Below are 24,670 nucleotides of genomic sequence, written 5' to 3'. Positions count from 1 at the left end.
GATCGTCGCAATGATTACGGTCGAGAGTGCATCATTCGCTTCCGGCGAAGATTGCGAAGACGGCCAGACCCACTTGAACCGGCATTCAATCAGGCCAGCCAGTGCGCGACGCGATCCATTGCCTCCGACATCTCGGCTGCGGATCCGGCATAGGAAAACCGCATCGTTCGGTGGCCTTCCAGGGGATCGAAGTCGAAGCCGGGCGTCGCCGCAACATTGATTTCGGCCAGCATCCGCCGTGCGAAGGCCATGCTGTCATTGGTGAACCGGCTGACGTCGACATAGGCATAGAAGGCGCCATCCATCGGCGAGGCGATCGAAAGGCCGATTTGCGGCAGGCGCTTCATCAGCAGTTCGCGGTTGGCGGCATAAGCGGCCTTGTACCCGTCCAGCTCTTCATGTGCATCGAGCGCCGCCTCGGCAGCGATCTGGGAAAGCTCCGGCGGCGAGATATAGAGGCTCTGTGCCAGGCGCTCGAAGCCGCGCACCTGCGCCTCGGGCAACACCATCCAGCCGATGCGCCAACCGGTCATGCAATAGTATTTCGAGAAGGAGTTGATCACGACCACGTCGTCGGTCACCTCAAGCGCGGTGGCCTCTTCGCCGACGAATGTCAGACCATGGTAGATCTCGTCGGAGATGAAGGCGATCCGCTCGGCACGGCAATAGTCCGCGAGCGCCTTGAGGCCGGCCCGGCCTGTCACCGTTCCTGTCGGGTTGGCCGGGCTTGCAAGCAGAACGCCCTTGAGCGGCCTGCCGATGCGCTCGGCCGCGCGCGCGAGGCTTTCCGGCGTCAGGGTGAAGCCGGTCTCCCTGCCCGCCTCGACCTCGACGACGGTCAGACCCAGCGCCTGCAGGATGTTGCGGTAGGCTGGATATCCCGGACGGGCGATGGCGACGCAGTCACCAGGATCGAAGAGCGCGAGGAACGCCAGATTGAAGCCGGCTGACGAACCGGTAGTGACTGCAATGCGCTGCGGATCGAGGGTGATGGCATGGCGGCTTTGATAGTGGCGGGCAATCGCGGTCTTCAAGGAAAGAGTACCGAGCGCGTCCGTATAGCCCAGACGCCCATGCTCAAGGGCACGTCTGGCCGCTTCAAGTGCCGCCTTCGGTGCCGGATGGACCGGTTGCCCCACCGCCATCGAGATAACCGGATGGCGGGCATCGCGACGCCGTGTGGCTTCCGCCAGCACATCCATGGCATGAAACGGCTCGACGGCACTGCGTTTCGACATCTGTGTCAATGGAAATCCTCAAGAAGCGGTTATCTGCGCCCCTTTGCCTGATCATTTTGCGCTTCACAAGTGCGAGAGTGCCGTACTTCCGCCGATTTTGCCGTTTCGTTTCGCCCCGGCACCCCCTATGCTCGTATCAGGAGAGTGCGAGAGTCTTGATAATTGTTGTCTTTCAAACACGCACATTGACGCAAACGTGTGAAATGAACGACAGACAGAGTACGGAAAGACAACGAGGAAAGAATGACCTTCAAGAAGATGATTGCCGCCGGAGCGCTGCTTGCCCTTGCTGCCAGCGTAGCATTGCCGCAGACGGCCGCCGCGCTCGATGCAAAGCAGAAAGAAGAAATCGGCGCCTTCATCAAGGAGTACCTGCTCGCCAATCCGGAGGTCATGCTCGAAGTGCAGGAGGCCCTTACAGCCAAGCAGCGCGCCAAGCAGCAAGAAGCGGCCGAAGCGGCGATCGCCACGAACAAGAAGGCGATCTTCCAATCCGAATATGACGTCACGCTTGGCAATCCCGACGGCGATGTGACGATCGTCGAGTTCTACGATTACAACTGCGGCTATTGCAAACGGGCGCTTTCCGACATGGATCAAATCCTCGCGGCGGACAAGAATGTGCGTTTCGTGCTGAAGGAATTGCCGATCCTCGGACCTGATTCCCTTGCCGCCCACAAGGTCAGTGCCGCTTTCCGCCTTATCGCTCCGGAGAAATACGGCGACTTCCACCGTGCTTTGCTCGGCGGCGAAGAGCGGGCGACGGAGGAAACGGCGATCGCCGTCGCGGCGAAACTCGGCGTCACCGAAGAACAATTGCGTGCGAAAATGGAAAAGGAGCCGCAGGACGCTGCCATGCGCGAGGCCTATTCGCTCGCAAACGAACTCGGCATTACTGGAACACCCTCCTATGTGATCGGCAACGAAGCCGTCTTCGGGGCCGTCGGCGCTGACGAGATCTCCACGAAGGTGGAAAACATGCGCAGCTGCGGCAAAACCGTCTGCTGACCCCGCGAACGCTGAAAATGCGAAGCGGCCTTGCTCGGGCCGCGACCCCTCTCGAGCGCCATCGCTTGTGGACAAATCCCCCGGGAACCCAAGGGGCTTTCCCTCGCGGGACCATCAGTCTATAGGTAACCCTCCATTATCGGACCGGAATCCCTTATGCCCTCGACGATTTTTGTGCTGAACGGCCCCAACCTGAACGCGCTCGGCAAGCGCGAACCGGGCATTTATGGCGGCCAAACGCTCTCCGATATCGAGGCCATGTGCACGTCCGAGGGAAAGTTGCTGGGCTTCGATGTCGATTTCCGACAGTCGAACCACGAAGGCACCCTTGTGGACTGGCTGCACGAAGCCGGCGACAAGGCCGCGGGCGTCGCGATCAACCCGGGCGCCTATGGCCACACGTCGATTGCCATGCATGATGCCATTCGTGCGATTGCGGTCCCCGTAGTCGAACTGCATCTTTCCAACATCCACGCGCGCGAGGAATTCCGCCACAAGTCGATGATCGCACCCGCCGTCAAGGGCGTGATCTGCGGCTTCGGCGCACAGAGTTACATTCTGGCGCTGCATGCGCTAAAGAACCTGACGGACAAGTCGAAATAAGAAGAACACGAGGCTCATATTCCCATGGCTGAAAAGAAACCGGGTATCGACCAGGCGCTGATCCGCGATCTCGCCAATATCCTCAAGGATACCGACCTGACCGAGATCGAAGTGGAGCAGGAAGACTTGCGCATCCGCGTTTCGCGCAACGGCACGCCGGTCGCGATGTCGATGCCGGCAATGCCCACTTACCAGGCACCGCCCTCGGTTGCCGCCGCACAGCCTGCTGCGGCGCCTCAGCCGGCTGCCGAGAGCGGCCGCAGCTCCAAAAATGCAGTAACCGCCCCGATGGTCGGTACGGCCTATCTGGCTCCTGCGCCGGGCGCCCGTCCCTTCATCGAGGTCGGCGCGATGGTCAAGGAAGGCCAGACGATCCTGATTATCGAGGCGATGAAGACGATGAACCAGATTCCGGCACCGCGCGCCGGCAAGGTCACCGAAATTCTCGTTCAGGACGCGGCCCCGGTCGAATATGGCGAACCCTTGATCGTGATCGAATAAGGCATGGCGATGATCTCGAAAATCCTCATTGCCAATCGCGGCGAAATCGCCCTGCGGGTGTTGCGCGCGTGCAAGGAGCTCGGCATCGCAACCGTTGCCGTACATTCGACGGCCGATAGCGACGCAATGCATGTTCGTCTCGCGGACGAAAGCGTCTGCATCGGACCGCCGCCCTCACGCGAGAGCTATCTGAACATCCATCAGATCGTCGCCGCCTGTGAAATCACCGGGGCCGATGCCGTGCATCCGGGCTACGGCTTCCTCTCGGAAAATGCCAAGTTCGCCGACATCCTCGACGCGCACGACATCACCTTCATCGGTCCGACGGCAGAACACATCCGCCTGATGGGTGACAAGATCACCGCCAAGAAGACGGCGGAAGCGCTCGGCATTCCCGTCGTTCCCGGGTCCGATGGCGAGGTAAAGCCGGAGAACGCCCTTGAGGTTGCCCGCAAGATCGGCTTCCCCGTTCTCATCAAAGCGACGGCCGGTGGCGGCGGGCGCGGCATGAAGGTCGCAAGGACCGAAGCCGATCTTGAGCATGCCGTCGCGACGGCGCGCGCCGAAGCGGCAGCAGCGTTCGGCAATGACGCCGTCTACATGGAAAAGTTCCTCGGCAAGCCACGCCATATCGAAGTCCAGATCGTCGGCGACGGCGAGGGCAATGCGATCCATCTCGGCGAGCGCGACTGCTCGCTGCAGCGCCGTCACCAGAAGGTCTGGGAAGAAGCCAACTCCCCTGCCTTGAACGTCGACCAGCGCATGAAGATCGGCCAGATCTGTGCCGACGCGATGAAGAAGATGAAATATCGGGGCGCCGGCACGATCGAATTCCTCTACGAGGACGGCGAGTTCTATTTCATCGAAATGAACACGCGCCTGCAGGTGGAGCATCCGATTACCGAGGCAATCACCGGCATCGATCTTGTGCACGAGCAGATTCGCGTCGCATCCGGCGCCGGTCTTTCTGTCAAGCAGGAAGACGTCGTCTTCTCAGGCCACGCCATCGAATGCCGCATCAATGCGGAAGACCCGCGCACCTTTGTTCCCTCCCCGGGCACGATCACGCATTTCCATGCGCCGGGCGGCCTCGGCGTGCGTGTCGATAGCGGCGCCTATCAGGGCTACCGCATCCCGCCCTATTACGACAGCCTGATCGGCAAGCTGATCGTCCACGGCCGGACCCGCGTCGAGTGCATGATGCGGCTTCGCCGCGTGCTTGATGAGTTCGTCATCGACGGCATCAAGACGACCTTGCCGCTGTTCCAGGACTTGATCAATAATCAGGACATCGCCAACGGTGATTATGACATCCACTGGCTGGAGCATCATCTAGCCGCAACATCCGCATAGGACAAAGAATTGAAAGGGACGCGCAGCAAACAACCGGACATAACGCCGGACATGTTGTTGCGCGCCTATTCGATCGGCCTCTTCCCGATGGCCGACTCGGCCGACGATCCGGAACTCTTCTGGGTGGAGCCGGAAATACGCGGAATCATCCCGCTCGACGCCTTCCACATTTCACGGAGCCTGGCGAAGACCATCCGCAGGCGCCCGTTCGAGATCCGCTACAACACCGCTTTCGAAGCGGTGATCGACGGATGCGCAAGGCCCGCGCCGGACCGGCCAACGACCTGGATCAACGAAAAGATCCGCTCGCTCTATGCGGCACTGCACCGAATGGGCTACGCGCACAGCGTCGAAGCGTGGCAGGATAACGCTCTTGTCGGCGGCCTCTATGGCGTCTCGCTCGGCGCGGCCTTCTTCGGCGAGAGCATGTTCTCGTTGCGGAGCGATGCCTCGAAGATCTGCCTCGTCCACCTTGTCGAACGGCTGCGGGCGAAGGGATTTCAACTCCTCGACACCCAGTTCACAACCGAGCATCTGAAATCCTTCGGTGCAATCGATGTGCCCAAAGCCGAATACGAGGTTTTGCTGGCGAAAGCGATGGCCTCGCCGGACCTGACATTTTAACCGCGCCACCTACGGCGGTAGCGGTCCCCCTGCCCGTCTGATGAGCGCGGCGCTTAGCGATGCCGCTTAAGGACTATTGCTTCGCTGCCGTGTCCGGCGGCGGCACGTCGGAAGTCGCCTTGCAGGATTGCAGCCAGACGTCATAGACGGGGTGCTCAACCGCATTCAGGCCCGGGCTGTCGGCGAACATCCAGCCGGTGAAGATGCGCCGGATCTTGCGATCGAGCGTGATCTCGTCGACCTCAACGAAGGTCGTCGTCTTCGGTGCCTCGGTGTCGTCGCGGCTGTAGCAGACGCGTGGAGTAACCTGCAGCGCGCCGAACTGCACAGTCTCGCCGATATAGACGTCGAACGTGGTGATGCGGCCGGTGATCTTGTCGATGCCGGAAAAAACCGCGACGGAATTGGAAAGACGGGTTGCGCGCGCGATATCGGTGGACGACATCAACGGCAGCGCCATCAGGAGCGCAAAGCCCGCTCGACGGGCCGCCAGGCCGATCCAATTCTGCAGACAGAAACCTGCCATTTCCGTCAGTCCCCCGCGCTTAATATTCGTCCCTGGAGCGGCTCGTTTCCGATTGAAACGTGCACCAACTCGAACTCCTTGCTTTCCGCTTTTCCGGATGGCGAACCGATTCCCTTGCCCGGAACTGCTCCAGGTTCAGGCGCTAAACCCGAATTGTGGCTGCGCCGTGATCGAGGGGATTCGTTCACATCTTGCGCGGATGAAACCGCAACTCAGGAGCGCGGCGTCCAGGCGTCGTAGTCGCCGGTCACGCGTGGGCGCTCGCCCGCGCCCACGATCGATCCCTTCGGGCGATAGGCCTGCGCCGTGCCAGTCGCGTTTGCACGGTGCGGCTTCTGCCATTCCCTCGGGACGTATTTCTCGTCGGCGGGGGAAACGTCTGTGCGGTGGTGCATCCAGCCGTGCCAGCCCGGCGGAATGGCGGAAGCCTCGGCAGGCCCGTTATAGATCACCCAGCGCCGCGTACGACCTTCCGAATCCGTGCCGCCCTGATAGTAGACGTTGCCGAACTCGTCCTCGCCCACGCGCTTGCCAAAGCGCCAGGTATGAAAACGGGTACCGATCGTCTGTTCGTTCCACCAAGTGAAAATCTGCAGCAGAAGCTTCATGGGTGTCTTCCTTCACCGGCCGTTGGGAAGGTAGCCGGACATCAATATCATGCACCCGCTTATGCCCCGCCACTCCTGCCTTGTCCAGTGATTCCGCTTTGCCGCCAGTCATTTCACCCGCATCTTGAAGCCGAGATGACTGCGCTCGAATCCAAGGCGCTCGTAGAAGCGATGCGCATCGACGCGCACGGCATTGGAAGTCAGTTGGACCTTCGCCGCTCCCCGCGCCCGCGCCTCCGCAATCGCGTGACGAACCATATGTTCGCCGATGCCGCGGCCACGCATGTCTTCGCGCGTTTGTACAGCCTCGATCATCAAGCTCGAGCTGCCGCGGCCGGGAAGCGATGTCAGAAGCGCAATCTGAAACGTGCCCACGACCTCGCCACCGAGATGGGCCACATAGAGCGTCTGATGCGGTGATCGACTGATCTCTTCGAATGCGGCAAGATAGTCACCGAAGGCTTCCGGCTCGGCCGTGTCGCCGTGCCCGCCCAGCCGGTCGTTCGCAAAAAGGGCAATGATCGCCGGCAAGTCGCCGCGCTCGGCTTCTCGGATTTCAAGGTCGATCGTCATTTCCGGTTTTCCTGTGATCGTCATCCTGCCGCGCAACAATCAGCAGGAGGCAACAGTTTGATGACAATCGGCGTGCATTGATTGCGAGCTAATGCATGTCGCCCAAAAGTGTACAGCGGTTTTGGGACAACGACATGCGTAAACCCAATGACCTAAAGCCTCTTCTCAAGGATCAGCGCCGGCACGCCCGATTGCTCGTCTCCGCAGTTCGGTGTCTTCCCGACTTCGGCAAAACCATGCGCCCGATAGAACGCCAATGCGTGAAGGTTCTGCGGCTCGACTTCCAACCGCATGCGCTCCGCGTCGGGAAAACAGGTTTCGAGTTCGGCGAACATATCGCGGCCGATGCCCTGCCTTTGATATTGCGGAAGGACGTAGAGCTGGTGAAGGACGACGGTCTTCGCCAGCGTCTCCGACATCGCCGCATAGCCCATGCCGGCAAGCTCGCTGCCGTTGTCGGCAACGACGAATTCCGCGTTCTTCCGTTGGAGGCGCTTTCGCAGGGCGTCAACCGAATGCCATCTGGCGGTGAGCTCATTAACCTTGTCGGCGCCGTAAAACGCGTCGTAGGTCGCGTGCCACGTCTCGGCCAGCAAGGCACGGACCTTCTCCAGGTCGCGCTCACTGGCCGTGCGGACGAAGAACATCGTTACTCCTCGATGCCGAGCTTGGCCTTGACGAGGGCTTGGACGGCTTGCGGATTGGCCTTGCCGCCGGTCGCCTTCATCACCTGGCCGACAAACCAGCCCGCAAGTGAAGGCTTTGCCTTGGCCTTTTCCACCTGGTCCGGATTGGCGGCAATGATTTCATCAACCGCCTTCTCGATCGCGCCGGTATCGGTGACCTGCTTCATGCCGCGCGTCTCGACGATTTCCGCCGGATCGCCGCCCTCGTTCCAAATGATTTCGAAGAGGTCCTTGGCGATCTTGCCGGAGATGGTCTCGGCTTTGATGAGGTCGATGATGCCGCCGAGTTGAGCGGGAGAAACCGGAGTCTCTTCAATGGTTTTGCCGGCTTTGTTCAAGGCCCCCAACAGGTCATTGATGACCCAGTTCGCAGCCATCTTGCCATCGCGACCTTCGGCTACGGCCTCGAAATAGTCGGCGATCGCCTTCTCCGAAACGAGAACCGAGGCATCGTAGACGGAAAGGCCCATATCGCGGATGAAGCGCTCCTTCTTGTCGTCCGGGAGCTCCGGAAGATCGGCTTTCAGGGCCTCGACGAAGGCGTCGTCAAATTCGAGCGGCAGCAGGTCCGGGTCGGGAAAATAGCGATAGTCGTGCGCCTCTTCCTTCGAGCGCATGGAGCGCGTCTCGCCCTTGTTCGCGTCGAAGAGCCGAGTTTCCTGATCGATCGTGCCGCCGTCTTCCAGAATGGCGATCTGGCGGCGCGCCTCGTATTCGATCGCCTGACCGACGAAGCGGATCGAGTTGACGTTCTTGATTTCGCAGCGCGTTCCGAACGCTTCGCCGGGGCGGCGAACGGAAACGTTGACGTCGGCCCGCATCGAGCCTTCGTCCATGTTGCCGTCGCAAGTGCCGAGATATCGTACGATCGAACGCAGCTTGGTGAGATACGCCTTCGCCTCGTCCGACGAGCGCATGTCCGGCTTCGAGACGATTTCCATCAGCGCGACGCCCGAGCGGTTGAGATCGACATAGGACATCGACGGATGCTGGTCGTGCATCGATTTTCCGGCATCCTGCTCCAGATGCAGGCGTTCGATGCCGATCTCGACATCCTCGAACTGGCCCTGGCGGTCGGGCCCGATGGAAATGATGATCTTGCCCTCGCCGACGATCGGATCCTTGTACTGCGAGATCTGGTAGCCCTGCGGCAGGTCCGGATAGAAATAGTTCTTCCGGTCGAAGATCGAGCGATTGTTGATCTTGGCCTTGAGGCCGAGACCGGTGCGAACCGCCTGCTTGACGCACTCTTCGTTGATGACCGGCAGCATGCCCGGCATCGCGGCGTCGACGAGCGAGACATTGGCATTGGGCGCATTGCCGAACTCCGTCGACGCTCCCGAAAACAGCTTCGAATTGCTGAGCACCTGGGCATGGACCTCCATGCCGATGATGACTTCCCAGTCGCCGGTGGCGCCAGGGATGAAGCGTTTCGGATCGGGAGTGCGGACGTCGACAATGCTCATGTCATGCTCTTCTTTGAAGCCTGAATTTCGAGCTTTCTCGGTAGAGCAATTGCACCTCCGGTGCAAGGCTTGTGAGGTGCCTCGCACCCCGGCGGCACGCTCGCATCGATACAGCACACCCGACCTACGCAACCTTGACGTTCGTACGGCTATCTTCTAGAAAATCCTGCCGCTACCTATTCTGAATTGACATATCAGCCTGGACCAATCGATTGGTGGCCGTTCCATGACCGAACGAGCGCAGCGGCTCAATAGAAGGGTCCGGTTGATGGAGCGTCGCAGCTCGTTCGTTTTTCTTCTTGCTCTCGTCTTGATGCTGCTGGGGTCGGGTTTTACGGCCAGGGCGGACGAACAAGTGCGCAAGACGCCAGCCGAAAATTGGGTGGAAATCGTCGGCATTCCTGAACTCGATCCGGCACGCAGCGCCGAGATCAGGAATGGCATCGCTTTCCTCCTGACGGATACGCAGATTCGGCATAGAAACGGCGGGTACGCGATATTCGGGCGCCTGGTTTATAAAGTGACCGACCGGGCCGGTCTGGAAAGCGGAGCAAGGCTGGACATAGAATTCGATCCTTCGCGCGAGAGGCTGTCCTTCAACCGGCTAATGATCATCAGAGACGGAGTTGTCATCGACAAGCTCGGTGACGCTAAGTTCGAGATATTTCGCCGGGAGACGGATTCCGAAAGAGGTATTTTTGACGGCCGCCTCACGGCGCATGTCGATCTCAGCGATGTGCGCGTCGGCGATATCGTGGACTATTCCACAACCTATGACGTCACCCCGACGGTGGCGAAGGATCTGCTGTACACTCGCTTCCAGGCTGAATGGGGCGAGCCCGTCGCCCTCACAAGGGAACGGATCATCTGGCCGACAGAAAAGCCGCTCAACATACGCGCGGTCAGGACAGGGCTGAAGCCAAGGGTCACACAGTCCGGGGGCGAAACGTCCTATCTATGGGAAACGGCCAATCCTGCGCCAGTGAAACCCCAGGACAATCTGCCGGTCGACTATCCTAATTTCGGCTTCGCTGAAATATCCTCAGAGTTCGACTGGCAGCCCGTCGTAGATGCCGTCCTTCCTTTCTATCAACCGACGGAGAGCTTTCCAGCCGATTTCGAGGCCAAGCTCGCTGAAATCGAAGCCCGCCATGGTGCACGCGAGGATCGCCTCATCGCCGCATTGCGACTAGTCCAGGACGAGATCCGCTATGTCAGCCTGTCGATGGGAGCGGGCTCATATGTGCCACGCCATCCTGAAGCGGTACTGGCCAGCGGCTTCGGCGATTGCAAGGACAAAGCGCTGCTCCTCGTTTCAGCCTTGCGGCGGCTGGGTATCGAAGCCGAGGCGGCTCTCACTGACATCGATGAAGGCAGGGCGCTTGAACATGCCGTTCCTGGGCTTCAGGCTTTCGACCATGTGATCGTCAAAGCGAAGATAGGCGAACGGGTCTGGTGGCTCGACGCGACCGACTACCTGCAGGGCGGACGCGCGGCGAACATTGTTCCGCCCGATTATGGCTTTGCATTGCCGCTGGTTGCTTCTGGAGCCGCGATCGAGAAACTTCCGGTGAAGGAACTGTTGGAGCCGACCCAGTCGGTCGCGGAACGGTTTGCGTTCCCGAGGCGCGATGGCGAACCCTTGGTGCTCACCGTAAACACGATCTACCGCAACGCTGATGCCGATCGGATGCGCCGCAGGCTTGCACATGCATCGAAAGCCAAGCTCGCCGACGACTACATTCAATACTACAGCCGGCAGTATCCGGGCATCAAAAGCACGGCGATGCTCGAAACCGCAGATGACCGTGACCTCAATGTTCTGACGACAAAGGAGGCTTACGAACTTCCCTCCGAGGCTCTCCTCGCCAATGACCTCGCCAAGAATTTTCCGTTGCGGGCAGATATCGGCATCGGCGGCATGCCGGCACCGACCGCGGTTGGACGTACCGGACCGATCGCGCTTGGATCTCCGGTCTACAAGAGCCACAAGGTCACCGTGACCAACCTCAAGTCCCAATTCTCCCCGCCGGAAAGGCCGGACGTCGAGAACCCGCACTTCTCACTCAAACTGAGGGGGTCGCCCCTTCCGACTGGTCTCGAACTGGAATGGAGCTTTCGAACACTGGAAGAACGCGTGCCCGCTGAAGCGATTAGCGCCTATCTCCAAGCCGTTGCCGACAGCGACCGCAAGTCGGAATGGTACTATGACTTCACCTATGCCGACACCGCTGCGGCAAGCAGCGACGATGTGTCGACGCTCAGTATCGACTTCCTTCGGGCCATCAGGACCGCTGTTCTTCTTTTACCGTAGTCGCCTGTCCAGGCGATGACTCCGCCTCCCTCTTTGCAACCTTGACGTTAGCACTTTCGTCTTCTAGAAATCCGGCGTCCGAATGGAGTCTTGATGTTCTTTCAGTCTGAGTCCCGGTAAGGGCCCTGCCCGCAGTCACCACGACTTGCGCGCACGGGCCGGAAACGTGAACCCCGCTCATCTCAGGATTTGCGGAACGTTTTCCTGCGTTCTCGAGAACGCCATTCCGGAACTCTCAAACCATGGACATTTCGCGCGCGGAACAGCGCATTCTCCATCATCTGGCCCAGGGCGGCCGCATTGAAATCATCCGCGAAGGCAAGGCAGTCGCCGAAATCCGCTGCTTCACACGTGACGGCTGGGTGTATCCCGGCGTGGACCTCGAGCTTTTCCGAAAGCTCAAACGCAAGAGGGCGATCAAGTCCTCCGGCGGCAAGCCCTATCGCATCACGGAGCGAGGCCTCTATCTCGTCAGATCGGAACTCAACAACCGCTGACGATCGAGGTCCGCGCCTACCCGGAGGTCGCAGCCTCCGGGTCTTCCGTATATAGGCCATCGTGCGCCTTCAGATTCGGGCGATCTCCTCCCGTGGAGTCCTCTTTTCCGCGGCGGAAATCGGCCCGACGACGCGATCCCGTCCCGCCGCCTTGGCGCCATAGAGAGCGGCGTCGGCTTCAGACAGCAGATGCGCCAGTTCCATCTCCGGCGGCATCGAGGTTGCGATACCGATGCTGGCCGTAACGTCGAGCCTCTCGCCATGCTCAAGATCGACGGTCACGGAACGCACAGCATGCAAGACGCGCTCGGCCACCGCCCTTGCGTCCTGGGGGGACTGGCGCACTAGCACGATTGCGAACTCCTCCCCGCCAAGCCGGCCAAAGAGATCGCCCGCCCGCAGGTTGGCGCGGATGGTCCGCGCCACGACCTGCAAGACGCGGTCCCCGACGGCATGGCCATGGGTGTCGTTGATGCCCTTGAAATGATCGATGTCAATCATCATTGCGTAGGCAGGTTCGTTGCTTTTCTCCAGTTGCGCGATCACGCTGTTCGCCCGCGCCATGAAGGCCCCGCGCGCCAGACACTGCGTCAGAAAATCGTAGTCGACCGCATGCGAAAGACGGGCGATCAGACTGCGGCGCGCTGAGTCGACACTCGCCACCGTCAAGGGCCCGAGGGCCAGCAGAGTTATCCCGAGCCGGGTCGATGTCAGCGTCGCTTCTGCAACCCCGCTCACGCCGAGACGCAAGGCGTCGGAGGCGACCGCCATCTGCGTTAAAAGACTGACGATCATCGTCAGTGTCGTGGTCGCGAAGAGACCATAGCTCAGCGCGCACCAAATCAATGCGGGAACCGGGAAGGCGATAGCGCCCGGACCGCCGACAATCAAAGCGGCACCGCAGGAAAGCACGAGCAGGATCAGAGGCAAGGGATTCGCCAACAAGGCCCGGCCGCGCTTCGAAAACGCCTTCCGTCTCGACCTGCGAACAAGCGACGGCATGGTCTGGAACACCGGCACCACAATTGTGTAGTTGACAAGGTCCGTCGTCAGCCAGGAAAGGTAAGCAGTCCAGGCGGGCTCACCGAAAAAATGCACGCTTGCAGAGGCCCCAACCACGGAAGCGCAAACACCAGCGGCCGTTGCCACAGCGAACATGTAGAGGACGGAGAGCGGTCGGCGCAGGCGTCGATCCTCCTCGCGAAGCTGCATGAAGAGGGTATAACCAAGGCCGACACCAATCAGGTTTGCGGCGTTCAACCCGATCGCCAACCAAAGACCGGATCCAGTGACGAGATCAGCCATCACATAGCCAGTTGCCGCCGAGAGCCAGCCCGCCGGCGAGGCCAGCGACGGATTGCGCAGCATCAAGCCGAGCAAAACCGCGTTCGCGGGCCAGATAGAGGCCAGCATTCCCACCGGGCGGCTGAAAATACCGAGCAGCGAGGCGCTGAAAACGACCAGTCCAAGGCAGAAAATCGAAAACGGATGAAAGGTGAACTTAACAAACGTCAATCGTTCAATACTATTCTTAAATGCCGGCAACGACCGTCCTCCACGTCGCTACGTAATTTCATGGGCCCTAATATTTCAGGAGTAGTGAACGAGGTGTGAATAAAGGCGCCAGGAGCTATGCAATCTGGGAAAGGCAGCATCCGTGAAAGAGGGACTGTAGAACCGCTCCACATGGTTGCGCGGCCGACAGAGGAAGGCTGAAGCTGATGGTCCCGAGTGCCGTGATCCAGTCTGCATCACAGCCAGGGCCTTTCGCGGCAGTTCTTGTGGTGGCGAAGAATCGGTCTTGCTGACGAATTCATAAAGGAACAAAGTTGACTTTTGATACCTGTTCATCGGGGAATTTCAGATAACCGGCGCTGGCTGGCAGCTTTCTACTTGGCGGAGAACACAAATTGCCCGCTTCGTTACCGGGATGCATAGATGGTGAATGAACTGCGATAGTTCTCGGGAGCTCACAAAATGGCAGGCACCAAGCGATCTTATGACGAGTCACTTTTGCGGAAGGCCTTCGATGTAGCGCGGCGTTCGCGCGAACGCGGGGATCACCCATTTGGTTCAATTCTCGCCGACCATGATGGCAATGTTTTACTGGAACAGTGCAATGGCTACAGTTCGGAAGGTGGCGACCGCACCGCCCACGCGGAGCGGCTTCTCGCCACGCGCGCCGGCAAAGCCTATGCTTTGGATTTCCTTGCCGGATGCACGATGTACACATCCGCGGAGCCATGCGCCATGTGCTCAGGCGCGATCTATTGGGCAGGCATAGGGCGCGTTGTGTTTGGCCTGTCCGAGAGAGAGATGAAACGACAGATAGGCGATAACCAGGAAAATCCGACGCTTGATCTCCCCTGCCACGTCGTGTTCGCCGCCGGTCAGCGTCCAACGGAAGTCGTCGGCCCCATGCTTGCGGAAGAGGCGGCGAAACTCCACGAAGAATACTGGTCTCGCCGTTAGCAGAAATGCACGGACTGTCCTGTAGCGCGCCTCAGGCGCGCTACAGGACTTTGAATTACTGCATGTCCTTGTTCCTCAAGGAAACATGCAGCAGCCGGCGTTACCACCACTTGGACGGTGTGAAGCGGCCAGCGGCCTGTTCGATGACATGCGCCGTCTTGAACAGCGTCTCCTCCTCGAACGGCTTGCCGATAAGCTGCAGACCGAGCGGAAGGCCCTTGCGATCAAGCCCGCCCGGCACCGCGATGCCCGGCAGCCCCGCCATGTTGACCGTCACGGTGAAGATGTCGTTCAGATACATCTTCACCGGATCGGCAGCGAGATCCTCGTCCGCAATGCCGAAGGCCGAGGACGGCGTCGCCGGCGTCAGGATCGCGTCGACGCCTGCATCGAAAACGAGCTCGAAGTCGCGCTTGATCAGCGTCCGGACTTTCTGCGCGCGCAGGTAATAGGCGTCGTAATAGCCGGCGGAGAGCACATAGGTGCCGATCATGATGCGGCGCTTGACCTCCTGGCCAAAGCCGGCGGCGCGCGTCTTCTCGTACATGTCGATGATGTCCTTGCCGTCGACGCGCAGGCCGTAGCGGACACCATCATAGCGCGCCAGGTTCGACGACGCCTCGGCGGGCGCGACGATGTAATAGGCCGGCAGCGCGTATTTCGTATGCGGCAGCGAGATGTCGACGATCTCGGCACCGGCATCCTTCAGCCAGGCAATGCCCTGCTGCCAGAGCGTCTCGATTTCCTCGGGCATGCCGTCGACGCGGTATTCCTTCGGGATACCGATCTTCATGCCCTTGATCGACTTGCCGATCGACGCCTCATAATCCGGCACCGGGAGATCGACGGATGTCGTATCCTTCGGATCGATGCTGGCCATCGACTTCAGGAGGATCGCCGCATCGCGCACGTCGCGCGCGATCGGGCCGGCCTGGTCGAGCGAGGAGGCAAAGGCAACGACACCCCAGCGCGAGCAGCGGCCATAGGTCGGCTTGATGCCGACGGTGCCGGTGAAGGCGGCCGGCTGGCGAATGGAACCGCCCGTGTCGGTCGCTGTAGCACCGGCGCAGAGGTGGGCTGCGACCGCCGCCGCCGAGCCGCCGGAGGAGCCGCCGGGCACGAGGTCCAGATTGGAATTCTTCGCGCGCCACGGGTTCTTGACCGGTCCGTAGTAGGACGTCTCGTTGGACGAGCCCATTGCGAACTCGTCCATGTTGAGCTTGCCGAGCATGACCGCGCCGTCATCCCAAAGGTTCTGGGTGACGGTCGATTCGTAGCGCGGCTTGAAGCCGTCGAGAATGTGGCTGCAGGCCTGTGTATGGATGCCTTCGGTGCCGAAAAGATCCTTGATGCCGAGCGGAATGCCTTCCAACGCACCGGCCTTGTCGGCGGCAATACGAGCGTCGGAAGCCTTGGCCATTTCGCGCGCCTTTTCCGGGGTCACGGTAACATAGGCGTTGATCGTGTCATTGGCCGCCTCGATCGCGGCGATGTAGGCATCCGTCAATTCGACCGCAGTGATTTCCTTGGCGGAAAGCTTCTCGCGGGCTTCGGCGATCGTGAGGCTTGTAAGTTCGGTCATGGTGCAATCGGGCTTTCGCAATCGGAAACGTCAGGGCGTGAGGCGGTTCTTACTCGACCACCTTCGGGACGAGGAAGAAGTTGCGGTCCGAATTCGGTGCATTGGCAACGATGTCGTCAGCCTTGTCGCCGTCGGCGACGGTGTCGGTGCGCTTCTTCATGTTCATCGGCGTGACCGAGGTCATCGGCTCGACGCCGTCGACATTCACCTCGGAAAGCTGCTCGACGAAGCCGAGAATGCCATTGAGCTCGCCCATCATCCGTTCGGCTTCCTCTTCGCTGACGGCGATGCGGGCAAGGCGCGCGACGCGCTTTACGGTGGCAAGGTCTACGGACATGATCGTCTCCGGTATCTCAAACTTTCCCCCGCTATAAAGACGAGTTGCGCAACGTGCAACGGGCGAATGTCGCCGACCGCACCCACGCCAGCCGCCTTTGCTTATCAGAGAGTGACGACGCCACCGACTTCAGGCGTCGCAACCAGCGTCGAGGCACCGTCCATGCCGGCGACGAAGGTCTGCGGCGTCTGGTCGATGATCGGGAACGAACCATAATGGCAGGGGATGGCGGTGTTGAACTTGAAATAGCGTTGGCAGGCAAGAGAGGCTACGGCGCCGCCCATGGTGAAGCGGTCGCCGATCGGCACGATGCCGATGTCGGGCTCGTGCAGCTCGTGGACCAGCGCCATATCCGAGAAGATATCCGTGTCACCCATATGATAGAGCGTCGGCTCGTCGTCGAAGTGAAGCACCAGGCCGCCGGCGCTGCCGAGCGAATGGGAAACGCCATCTTCGGTGATCTGCGCCGAGGAATGAAGCGCGGTGACGAGAGTTACCGAGAAGGCGCCAAGCTGGATCGTGCCGCCGGTGTTGCCCGGATCCATATTCGAGACGCCCTGCCGTCCGAGCCACATGCAAAGGTCGAAATTGCCCACCACCATGGCTCCGGTTTCCTTGGCGATCGCGACGGTGTCGCCGACATGGTCGCCATGGCCATGCGTGAGCAGGATGTGCGTCAGCCCCGCGGTCGCCGCCTTGCGCTCGCTTTCACGAAATGCCGGGTTCCCGGTGAAGAAGGGATCGATCAGGATTTTGGCCTTCGCCGTTTCGATGTGGAAGGCGGAATGGCCGAGCCATTTGATCTTCATGACGTTCTCCTTGGGTCACGGTAAGTTTGAGCGAAGCGACCGAACATGCGTGATCGTTTTTAAAGGGTTAGGCGGACCGCTCTGATGATTTATCTGTCGGACAAGCATATGGATCAAAGGACACAAGTGGAAAGATCGAATCGGGAAATCCCATGGCAATTCTTACAATCGAAGAACTGGCAGCGTCCTTGCCGCCCAACCGGGCGATTGCGGGCCTCGATCTTGGCACCAAGACGATCGGGCTGTCGGTCTCCGATCTCGGTCGGCGCTTCGCGACGCCGCGCGACGTGATCCGGCGTGTCAAGTTCGGCGTCGACGCGGAAGCGCTTCTATCCGTGGCAGCAAAGGAAAAGATCGCGGCCTTCGTCATCGGCCTGCCCGTCAACATGGACGGAACCGAGGGACCACGCTGCCAGGCGACGCGCGCCTTTGTCAGGAACATGGGAGAGAAAACCGATATTCCCTTCGTGCTCTGGGACGAACGGCTCTCGACGGTGGCGGCGGAGCGGGTCCTGATCGAGATGGACGTATCCAGAAAGAAGCGGGCCGAGCGCATCGACTCCGCCGCCGCCTCCTTCATTCTTCAGGGAGCGCTCGACAGGTTGGCATCGCTCGCGAACGCCTCCCGCGATTGAGCGGCCTGTGCGCCGAAACGTCGCCGGTACAAGGCGACGATCTGGCGACGTTTCCTGAGCCCTACGAGCGCAAATACGATGGCGCTATCGACGACCATCGCCCGCGCGACGAGCGGCGGGATGGTTTCGGGCGGTATTCCGAGCACGTGGCCATAGATCGCGAAAACCAGGTCATGCGCCTGACGCGTCAACATGAAGACGCCGAAGCTCATGTCGTAATAGGAAAGACCGTACCAGCCGGTCAGCAGCGTGACCGGGGCGGCCCAAAATATCAGGAGCCACTTCATGCGCTCCCCCTTTCCACGATCTGCCGGCAAAACAGCGGATAGAGCGCTCGCTCGGCCAGCACGAACAGCAAAAGAGCCACCGCGAGCCTCCCGATGTCGAGCGGCAGCCCCGCGAAAAACATCATCATGATGATCAGCAAGCCAGTTCTCACCGAACCGCTCCGTTCCCTATTTCCTCGAATTGCCCGGCCAATCTCCACCCTTGGGGGCGCGCCCGCAACGTAAACCATTTGTTAAGGTTAATATTCACAGACGAGCGGTGGCTTGCGGTGCGAAGACCAACGCAACACTGCGTCGCCCCCGGGTGCAGAGGCGGCGGACATCAGCGCAGGCTTTCCACAACCGCAGAGCACCCGACGCGGGTCTGCCGGATTTCCCGTGTCGGGTAGCAATTCTGAGCAGGCCGTGGTTACATTTCCTTAAGGAATTTCCCCGCATGGTTGTGCCACGAACCTGCACGCAGCCGGAATGAATATCGGATTGCATCATGAGCATCCCGGCCCCCCATGAAGGTCCTCCCGGGACGAGAGATGGGTACCGCCATGACGGTAATTTCCGCGAATTCCGCTGCATTGACAATTCTTGCCCAGAGCACATCCTTCGCGCAGAACGCTTCCGGCAACGCGGCCGATGCCATTCTGGATATCGTTTCCGGTCGGACAACAACCAGTGGCGCGGCAACGGATGCAGTCGTCTCGGCGGCAGCGAAGGCAAGGGCTTCGGAAAAGGTCGCCGATGCTCCGCGTGCAGTCGGCGGTTCGGTCTCTTCAGAAATTTCCACGGCCGCAACGAGCGCGATGAGCGCAGCGGTCGTCAACAGTTTCAACTATGATGATCCACTCATCGCATTCACGCCGATCAAAGCGTCGGCGGAGAATGCCGAGGCCTTCGTAAGGCAAGCGGTGTGGAGTCTTGGGCAATACAATCGCCGGCTCGAGCCGGATCGCACCGTGCTCCCTCGCGATGAATATAATGCTAAATATGCGGAGTGGGGTGCCACCAGGATTGCTAACGGCGAGGATGCGGCAAAAGTCAATCGAGAAGTAGAGTACTTCACAAGCGACAAGATGTATCAGAAAGAGGTTCATTACGCTCAGACGGTCAATGAGGGGAACCGTAGAATGTCGGAGATTGGCGAAGACGGACTTGCCGCAGCAAGAGCACGCCTATCCGAAGTTTTCGGCCGCGACCTCAAGATCACGTATGATGGAGATGGCAAAGCGAAGATCGAAGCTTTTGAGTTACGCTACAGTAACGGGCAAAAGATGCTCAGCTATGGTGAGGACGGCTCATTAGCGACGTACAATGAAGACGGAAGCGTTCGGAGTACATACACCGAAAAAGACGTGGCGCAGATCTAAGGCGTGTCGTTTAGTCATGCCCCACCGTCTTTTTTTTTACGGTGGGGCAGATCCTACTATGCGTATAGGCCGAAGTCGATGAAGGAACTGTTGATCGACGAGGACGCAACCCCAACCAGCGTAATATCAACATCACCAACGGTGATGTGCGCGTTGCCATTTATATCGTCAACAATCGTCAGGTCGCTGAAATCATCAGCAAGGCCGACATCGAACCGCAATCTCTCCGTGCCGATTTCGAAATCTTGAATCGTGCTTTGATCACCGGCAGATGTGAACTGGAACGTGTCGATACCACTTCCACCCCATAAAACGTTGCCACCGTCGCTGCCGTCGAGAAGATCATCGCCAGCGTCGCCATACAACTCGTCGCTACCTTGACCACCACGAAGCTGGTCTGTGCCTGCTCCACCGTACAAATCGTCATCCCCGGCGTCACCGAATAGCTGATCGTTTCCACCCTGGCCATTTACTTGGTCATTACCATCGCCACCATAGAGCCAGTCATTACCTGCAGCGGTGTAGCTTACCGCCCAAGGATTATCAGTGGTCGTATCACCATACAACGTGTCGTTGCCGCCGTTACCATATAGCGTGTCGTTGCCGCCATCGCCCTCGACATACTCGCCGAGGCTGCCGCCGGTGAACGTGTTGTCATTGCCGCGGCCATAGATCTTCACACCGGCCGTCATGGACGTGACACTGGAAAAGTCGACATCTCCGGCGAAGTAGATGGGCTTAATCGTGCCAGATATGTTGAACACGATGCTTTCAACGCTGTCCAATCCGTTGTCGGCGATCATGATGGCGGTCCAGGAGTAACCGGACTTGGGGGCGACGTAGATTCGATCGGTTCCGCCACCGCCAATGAAGGTGTCCCAATTATTATTGACGCCGCCGACGGTTCCACTCTCGCTTCCAGCGAGCTGGAATGTATCGTTTCTCACAACGCCGTATCGGTCACCTATGAATGTCTCCGCCGCGCCCGTTCCGCGCAGGCGTCCGAGATGCTTGAACCCACTGAATGGGCGGTTACGTCGCCGCCGGATAGAGCAGATCGAGCACGTAGGCGGAATCGAAGCGCGAATCGAGCATGCCGTAAGTCGACCGCCAGCCGGCTGCCAGGCGCGACTCCAGAAATGCGTCGGCGATGCGTCCCGCGCCGAGCCGGTAGAGTTCGGCGGCCGCTGCCGCGAGCGCAAGCTGCTCGACCAGCACGCGGGCCGCGCCTTCGTCGCGTTCGCAGAGCGACATGGCCGCGCGCAGAACGTCGATCGTCTTGCGACCGGAGGGGCCGAGATCGCGGCTGAAGATACCGAAGAGCTGTTCGAACAGCTCCTTGCGACGCCCGAGCACGCGCAGCACGTCGAGCGCCATGACGTTGCCGGATCCCTCCCAGATGGCGTTGACCGGCGCCTCGCGATAATGCCGGGCGAGCGCGCGCTCCTCGACATAGCCGTTGCCGCCGAGGCATTCCATCGACTCGTAGATCAAGCCGGGAGCGATCTTGCAGCACCAGTATTTCGCGACCGGCGTCATGATGCGGGCATAGGCGGCGTCCTCGGCACTGCCGTGCGCCTTGTCGAAGGCATCGGCCAGACGGAACGACAGCGCGCTCGCCGCCGCGACGTCGAGCGCCATGTCGGCCAGAACCCGCGTCATCATCGGCTGACTGATCAGCGCCTTGCCAAAAACCTTGCGGCCACGGGTGTGGTGAACGGCTTCGGCGAGCGATGCGCGCATCATGCCGGCGGAAGCCAGCGCGCAGTCGAGCCGCGTCAATGTCACCATGTCGAGGATCGTACGGATACCGGCGTCAGGCGTTCCCAGGATGAAGCCGAACGTGTCGGAAAACTCCACCTCTGACGAAGCATTGGAGCGATTGCCGAGTTTGTCCTTCAGACGCTGGAAGCGCAGTCCGTTCGCCGAACCGTCCTCGAGCAGTCGCGGCACCAGGAAGCAGCCGAGCCCGTCGCGCGTCTGGGCGAGCATCACGAAAGCATCGCTCATCGGCGCGGACATGAACCACTTGTGGCCGTTCAGACGGTAGATGCCCTCCCCCACGCGCTCCGCGGTTGAGGTGTTGGCCCGGACATCGGTGCCGCCCTGCTTCTCCGTCATGCCCATGCCGATGGTGACGGCGCTCTTCTGCATCCATGGGCGGTTGGAGGAATCATATTTGCGCGAGAGGATCTTCGGCGCCCATTCCTTCTGGACCGCCGGAGACGCGGTGATGGCGGCAACCGACGCGCTCGTCATCGTCAGCGGGCAGAGATGGCCGCATTCGAGCTGCGCCGTCAGGTAGAAGCGGATCGCCCTCGCCTTGTGCGAGCGGCCTCTTTCATCCGCCAGGTTCTCCCAGGCGGACGAATGCAGACCCGTCGTCATCGACCGGCGCATCAGCGCGTGCCAGGCCGGATGGAACTCGACGACATCAAGGCGCTCACCGCGCGGGCCGTGGGTCTTCAGCTTCGGCACGCCCTCATTGGCCATACGCGCCAGTTCCTGCGCTTCCGGCGAGGTGACGTAACGTCCAAGCACGTCGAATTCGTCACGCAACGTCTTCGGCATGCTCGACGTGATGTCGACGACGAGAGGATCGGAGCGATAGGCGTTGACACCGGACCAGGGTTTTGGCTGGTTCAGCTCGGCGAGTTTCTGTTCAGTCCGGTTCATCTGATTCATGGGCCGGTTCTAGCGCAAGTTTCGCAGGCGCGAAACAGGCGCGCCCTGGAGCCGACGCAAGTTTTCTGCGGAAGGGGTGGTGCGCCGCTTGCCCGGCCCCTGACCACGCTTTATAGAGCGAGCCAATCTACAGCGCCGCGCGTCTCATCGACGCGCAAAGGTCGCTGTAGCATATTGAATTGCTGCATGTCTTTTTCTTTAAGTCGAGGTCGATTTAAGGAGACATGCGGTAGAGAGTGCAAGGGCGGCTCATGATCACTTTCCCGCATCGCCACCTGCTCGGCATCAAGGGCCTCACGGAACAGGACATCACGCTCCTGCTCGATCGCGCCGACGAAGCCGTCAAGATCTCCCGGCAGCGGGAGAAGAAAACCTCCTCGCTGCGCGGGCTGACGCAGATCAATCTTTTCTTCGAAGCCTCGACCCGGACGCAGTCCTCGTTCGAACTGGCGGGCAAGCGGCTTGGCGCCGATGTGATGAACATGTCCGTCGGCAATTCCTCGGTGAAGAAGGGCGAGACGCTGATCGATACGGCGATGACGCTGAATGCGATGCATCCGGACGTGCTGGTCGTGCGCCACTCCTCGGCGGGTGCTGCGGCGCTGCTTGCCCAGAAAGTTTCCTGCTCGGTCGTGAATGCCGGCGACGGTCAGCACGAGCACCCGACCCAGGCGCTCCTCGACGCGCTGACGATCCGCCGTGCCAAGGGCAAGCTCTCGCGGATCATCGTCGCGATCTGCGGCGACGTCCTGCATTCGCGCGTCGCCCGATCCAACATTCTGCTGCTGAACGAGATGGGAGCGCGCGTACGCGTCGTCGCCCCGGCGACACTGCTCCCCTCCGGCATCGCGCAAATGGGCGTCGAGGTCTACCACTCCATGGCGGAAGGACTGAAAGGCGCGGACGTCGTCATGATGCTGCGGCTGCAGCGCGAGCGCATGGCCGGCTCTTTCGTGCCGTCGGTGCGCGAATATTTCCACTATTACGGCCTCGACGCCGAAAAGCTGAAAGCGGCCAAGGACGATGCGCTGGTGATGCACCCGGGGCCGATGAACCGCGGCGTCGAGATCGCTTCCGAAATCGCCGACGGCCCGCAAAGTGTCATCGAACAGCAGGTCGAGATGGGCGTTGCCGTGCGCATGGCCGTGATGGAAACGCTTCTCCTCTCGCAGAACCAGGGGCCGCGCCTATGACCAGACCACTCGTTCTGAAAAACCTGCGCATCGTCGATCCGTCGCGGGCCCTCGACGAAACGGGCACGATCATCGTCGGCAGCGACGGCCGCATTCTTGCAGCCGGCAGCGACGCCCAGAACCAGGGCGCGCCGGACGGCGCCTTCGTCAAGGACTGCGCCGGCCTTACGGCGGTCCCCGGCCTCGTCGATGCGCGTGTCTTCGTTGGCGAACCCGGAAGCGAGCATCGCGAGACGATCGAGTCGGCTTCCCGTGCGGCGGCGACAGGCGGCGTTACCTCGTTCATCGCCATGCCGGACACAGATCCGGTTATCGACGAAATCGCCCTCGTCGAGTTCGTGCAGAAGACCGCGCGCGACAAGGCGCTTGTCAACATCCATCCGGCTGCAGCCCTCACCAAGGGGCTGCTCGGGGAAGAGATGACCGAAATCGGGCTCCTTCGCGACGCGGGCGCCGTCTGCTTCACCAACGGCCGGCAGCCGGTTCACGACGCGCTGGTGCTGCGCCGCGCCATGACCTACGCGCGCGAATTCGGTGCTGTCGTCGCGCTTGAGGCCCGCGACAAATATCTCGGCGCCAACGGCGTCATGAACGAGGGCTTGCTCGCAAGCTGGCTCGGCCTTCCGGGCGTGCCGCGCGAAGCGGAGATCATTCCGCTCGAACGCGACCTTCGCATCGCCGGCCTGACCAAGGCCGCCTACCACGCCGCCGAGATTTCCGTGCCCGAGTCGGCAGACGCCGTGCGCGTCGCGCGGGAGCGCGGCACCAACGTCACCTGCGGCATCTCGATCAATCACCTGACGCTGAACGAAAACGATATCGGCGAATATCGGACCTTCTTTAAATTGTCGCCTCCGCTGCGCGGCGAAGATGATCGCGTTGCGATGACCGAGGCACTTGCAAACGGCACGATCGACATCATCGTATCGTCGCATGATCCGCAGGACGTCGACACCAAGCGCCTGCCCTTCTCCGACGCCGCCGATGGCGCGATCGGTCTCGAAACGCTGGCAGCGGCCGCGCTTCGCCTCTACCACAGCGGCCAGGTGCCGCTGATGCGGCTGATCGATGCGATGTCCACGCGCCCGGCGGCGATCTTCGGCCTCGAAGCTGGCACGCTGAAGCCGGGCGCGAAAGCCGACGTCACCGTTCTCGACCTCGATGAACCCTGGGTCCTCTATGAGAAAGCGCTGGTTTCACGCTCGAAGAATACGCCTTTTGAAAATGCCCGCTTTACCGGACGCGTCGTCCAAACTTATGTTGCGGGCAAGCTGGTGCATTCAGCGTAGACCGGAGCTGATAGGCGGGGGAG

At 60.6% G+C, this 24,670-nt stretch carries 26 protein-coding genes; 12 read left to right on the top strand and 14 right to left on the bottom strand.

The features are described from left to right. Positions 1 to 89 precede the first annotated feature (89 nt). Positions 90 to 1,247, bottom strand: coding sequence for a pyridoxal phosphate-dependent aminotransferase (locus GHK62_RS01735; protein WP_153436631.1), 1,158 nt, complete (start codon positions 1,245 to 1,247; stop codon positions 90 to 92). 234 nt (positions 1,248 to 1,481) lie between these two features. Between GHK62_RS01735 and GHK62_RS01730 the strand changes: the two genes are divergently transcribed. From GHK62_RS01730 to aat, 5 genes are all read left to right on the top strand, one after another. Further along, a complete protein-coding gene (locus tag GHK62_RS01730) occupies positions 1,482 to 2,246 on the top strand; it encodes a DsbA family protein (protein WP_153436630.1) in 765 nt (254 codons plus the stop codon). Positions 2,247 to 2,402: 156 nt separating this feature from the next. Beyond that, positions 2,403 to 2,849, top strand: a complete 447-nt coding sequence (gene aroQ, locus GHK62_RS01725; protein WP_153436629.1) for a type II 3-dehydroquinate dehydratase — start codon at positions 2,403 to 2,405, stop codon at positions 2,847 to 2,849. Between the two features lie 24 nt (positions 2,850 to 2,873). Continuing rightward, complete coding sequence (gene accB, locus GHK62_RS01720) at positions 2,874 to 3,350, top strand: acetyl-CoA carboxylase biotin carboxyl carrier protein (protein WP_153436628.1); 477 nt, start codon at positions 2,874 to 2,876, stop codon at positions 3,348 to 3,350. Positions 3,351 to 3,359: 9 nt separating this feature from the next. Continuing rightward, positions 3,360 to 4,703 (top strand): acetyl-CoA carboxylase biotin carboxylase subunit, encoded by a 1,344-nt coding sequence (accC, locus tag GHK62_RS01715; protein ID WP_153436627.1) that lies wholly within the window; start codon positions 3,360 to 3,362, stop codon positions 4,701 to 4,703. A 9-nt stretch (positions 4,704 to 4,712) separates the two neighbouring features. Continuing rightward, entirely contained in the window at positions 4,713 to 5,327 is a 615-nt protein-coding gene (gene aat, locus GHK62_RS01710) for a leucyl/phenylalanyl-tRNA--protein transferase (protein ID WP_153436626.1), read from the top strand. A gap of 73 nt (positions 5,328 to 5,400) precedes the next feature. Here the strand turns inward: aat and GHK62_RS01705 are convergent, their stop codons facing one another. From GHK62_RS01705 to gatB, 5 genes are all read right to left on the bottom strand, one after another. After that, positions 5,401 to 5,853, bottom strand: coding sequence for a DUF2155 domain-containing protein (locus GHK62_RS01705; RefSeq protein ID WP_153436625.1), 453 nt, complete (start codon positions 5,851 to 5,853; stop codon positions 5,401 to 5,403). A 212-nt stretch (positions 5,854 to 6,065) separates the two neighbouring features. Then, positions 6,066 to 6,461, bottom strand: a complete 396-nt coding sequence (locus GHK62_RS01700) for an NADH:ubiquinone oxidoreductase subunit NDUFA12 (RefSeq protein WP_153436624.1) — start codon at positions 6,459 to 6,461, stop codon at positions 6,066 to 6,068. Between the two features lie 108 nt (positions 6,462 to 6,569). After that, positions 6,570 to 7,034 carry a GNAT family N-acetyltransferase gene (locus tag GHK62_RS01695; protein WP_153436623.1) on the bottom strand — a complete coding sequence of 155 codons (465 nt, stop codon included), beginning with the start codon at positions 7,032 to 7,034 and terminating at the stop codon, positions 6,570 to 6,572. Between the two features lie 152 nt (positions 7,035 to 7,186). Beyond that, positions 7,187 to 7,681 carry a GNAT family N-acetyltransferase gene (locus tag GHK62_RS01690; RefSeq protein ID WP_153436622.1) on the bottom strand — a complete coding sequence of 165 codons (495 nt, stop codon included), beginning with the start codon at positions 7,679 to 7,681 and terminating at the stop codon, positions 7,187 to 7,189. A gap of 2 nt (positions 7,682 to 7,683) precedes the next feature. Beyond that, positions 7,684 to 9,186 carry an Asp-tRNA(Asn)/Glu-tRNA(Gln) amidotransferase subunit GatB gene (gene gatB, locus GHK62_RS01685; protein WP_153436621.1) on the bottom strand — a complete coding sequence of 501 codons (1,503 nt, stop codon included), beginning with the start codon at positions 9,184 to 9,186 and terminating at the stop codon, positions 7,684 to 7,686. A 226-nt stretch (positions 9,187 to 9,412) separates the two neighbouring features. Between gatB and GHK62_RS01680 the strand changes: the two genes are divergently transcribed. Together GHK62_RS01680 and GHK62_RS01675 are read left to right on the top strand one after the other, a co-directional pair. Continuing rightward, positions 9,413 to 11,500: a DUF3857 domain-containing transglutaminase family protein gene (locus tag GHK62_RS01680; protein ID WP_234886738.1), complete on the top strand. Its 2,088-nt coding sequence runs from the start codon at positions 9,413 to 9,415 to the stop codon at positions 11,498 to 11,500. Between the two features lie 242 nt (positions 11,501 to 11,742). Next, positions 11,743 to 11,997 carry a YjhX family toxin gene (locus GHK62_RS01675; protein WP_153436620.1) on the top strand — a complete coding sequence of 85 codons (255 nt, stop codon included), beginning with the start codon at positions 11,743 to 11,745 and terminating at the stop codon, positions 11,995 to 11,997. Positions 11,998 to 12,066: 69 nt separating this feature from the next. Here GHK62_RS01675 and GHK62_RS01670 read toward each other — a convergent pair whose 3' ends face one another. Next, a complete protein-coding gene (locus tag GHK62_RS01670; RefSeq protein WP_153436619.1) occupies positions 12,067 to 13,512 on the bottom strand; it encodes a GGDEF domain-containing protein in 1,446 nt (481 codons plus the stop codon). Positions 13,513 to 13,974: 462 nt separating this feature from the next. Here GHK62_RS01670 and GHK62_RS01665 point away from each other — a divergent pair, with 462 nt between their 5' ends. Further along, a complete protein-coding gene (locus GHK62_RS01665; protein ID WP_153436618.1) occupies positions 13,975 to 14,469 on the top strand; it encodes a nucleoside deaminase in 495 nt (164 codons plus the stop codon). A 100-nt stretch (positions 14,470 to 14,569) separates the two neighbouring features. Here the strand turns inward: GHK62_RS01665 and gatA are convergent, their stop codons facing one another. From gatA to GHK62_RS01650, 3 genes are all read right to left on the bottom strand, one after another. Next, entirely contained in the window at positions 14,570 to 16,051 is a 1,482-nt protein-coding gene (gatA, locus tag GHK62_RS01660; protein ID WP_153436617.1) for an Asp-tRNA(Asn)/Glu-tRNA(Gln) amidotransferase subunit GatA, read from the bottom strand. A gap of 49 nt (positions 16,052 to 16,100) precedes the next feature. After that, positions 16,101 to 16,388 (bottom strand): Asp-tRNA(Asn)/Glu-tRNA(Gln) amidotransferase subunit GatC, encoded by a 288-nt coding sequence (gatC, locus tag GHK62_RS01655; RefSeq protein ID WP_153436616.1) that lies wholly within the window; start codon positions 16,386 to 16,388, stop codon positions 16,101 to 16,103. Between the two features lie 104 nt (positions 16,389 to 16,492). After that, positions 16,493 to 17,197 carry a metal-dependent hydrolase gene (locus GHK62_RS01650; protein ID WP_153436615.1) on the bottom strand — a complete coding sequence of 235 codons (705 nt, stop codon included), beginning with the start codon at positions 17,195 to 17,197 and terminating at the stop codon, positions 16,493 to 16,495. A gap of 152 nt (positions 17,198 to 17,349) precedes the next feature. Here GHK62_RS01650 and ruvX point away from each other — a divergent pair, with 152 nt between their 5' ends. Beyond that, the gene (gene ruvX / locus GHK62_RS01645; RefSeq protein ID WP_153436614.1) at positions 17,350 to 17,832 is read left to right on the top strand and encodes a Holliday junction resolvase RuvX; all 483 of its coding nucleotides are present in this window, start codon (positions 17,350 to 17,352) and stop codon (positions 17,830 to 17,832) included. Here the strand turns inward: ruvX and GHK62_RS01640 are convergent. Both GHK62_RS01640 and GHK62_RS01635 read right to left on the bottom strand, forming a co-directional pair. Next, positions 17,781 to 18,119 carry a DUF6105 family protein gene (locus tag GHK62_RS01640; protein WP_153436613.1) on the bottom strand — a complete coding sequence of 113 codons (339 nt, stop codon included), beginning with the start codon at positions 18,117 to 18,119 and terminating at the stop codon, positions 17,781 to 17,783. The genes ruvX and GHK62_RS01640 overlap by 52 nt on opposite strands. Then, positions 18,116 to 18,259 (bottom strand): hypothetical protein, encoded by a 144-nt coding sequence (locus GHK62_RS01635; protein ID WP_153436612.1) that lies wholly within the window; start codon positions 18,257 to 18,259, stop codon positions 18,116 to 18,118. The genes GHK62_RS01640 and GHK62_RS01635 overlap by 4 nt, the downstream gene beginning before the upstream one ends. A gap of 402 nt (positions 18,260 to 18,661) precedes the next feature. Here GHK62_RS01635 and GHK62_RS01630 point away from each other — a divergent pair, with 402 nt between their 5' ends. Continuing rightward, on the top strand, positions 18,662 to 19,480 hold the full coding sequence (locus GHK62_RS01630) for a hypothetical protein (RefSeq protein WP_153436611.1): 819 nt from the start codon (positions 18,662 to 18,664) through the stop codon (positions 19,478 to 19,480). Between the two features lie 56 nt (positions 19,481 to 19,536). On the opposite strand, the gene GHK62_RS01625 is transcribed toward GHK62_RS01630, so the two are convergent. Beyond that, a complete protein-coding gene (locus GHK62_RS01625) occupies positions 19,537 to 20,427 on the bottom strand; it encodes a calcium-binding protein (protein WP_153436610.1) in 891 nt (296 codons plus the stop codon). Positions 20,428 to 20,512: 85 nt separating this feature from the next. Next, entirely contained in the window at positions 20,513 to 22,165 is a 1,653-nt protein-coding gene (locus tag GHK62_RS01620; RefSeq protein WP_153436609.1) for an acyl-CoA dehydrogenase family protein, read from the bottom strand. 251 nt (positions 22,166 to 22,416) lie between these two features. Here GHK62_RS01620 and GHK62_RS01615 point away from each other — a divergent pair, with 251 nt between their 5' ends. Continuing rightward, the gene (locus GHK62_RS01615; RefSeq protein ID WP_153436608.1) at positions 22,417 to 23,358 is read left to right on the top strand and encodes an aspartate carbamoyltransferase catalytic subunit; all 942 of its coding nucleotides are present in this window, start codon (positions 22,417 to 22,419) and stop codon (positions 23,356 to 23,358) included. Continuing rightward, a complete protein-coding gene (locus GHK62_RS01610; protein ID WP_153436607.1) occupies positions 23,355 to 24,647 on the top strand; it encodes a dihydroorotase in 1,293 nt (430 codons plus the stop codon). The genes GHK62_RS01615 and GHK62_RS01610 overlap by 4 nt, the downstream gene beginning before the upstream one ends. Positions 24,648 to 24,670: the final 23 nt, after the last annotated feature.

It is taken from the genome of Sinorhizobium terangae, from assembly GCF_009601505.1.
Taxonomy (GTDB): Bacteria; Pseudomonadota; Alphaproteobacteria; order Rhizobiales; family Rhizobiaceae; genus Sinorhizobium; species Sinorhizobium terangae.
Note: the sequence above shows the minus strand (reverse complement) of the source record. Positions and strands in the feature narration are given on the sequence as shown.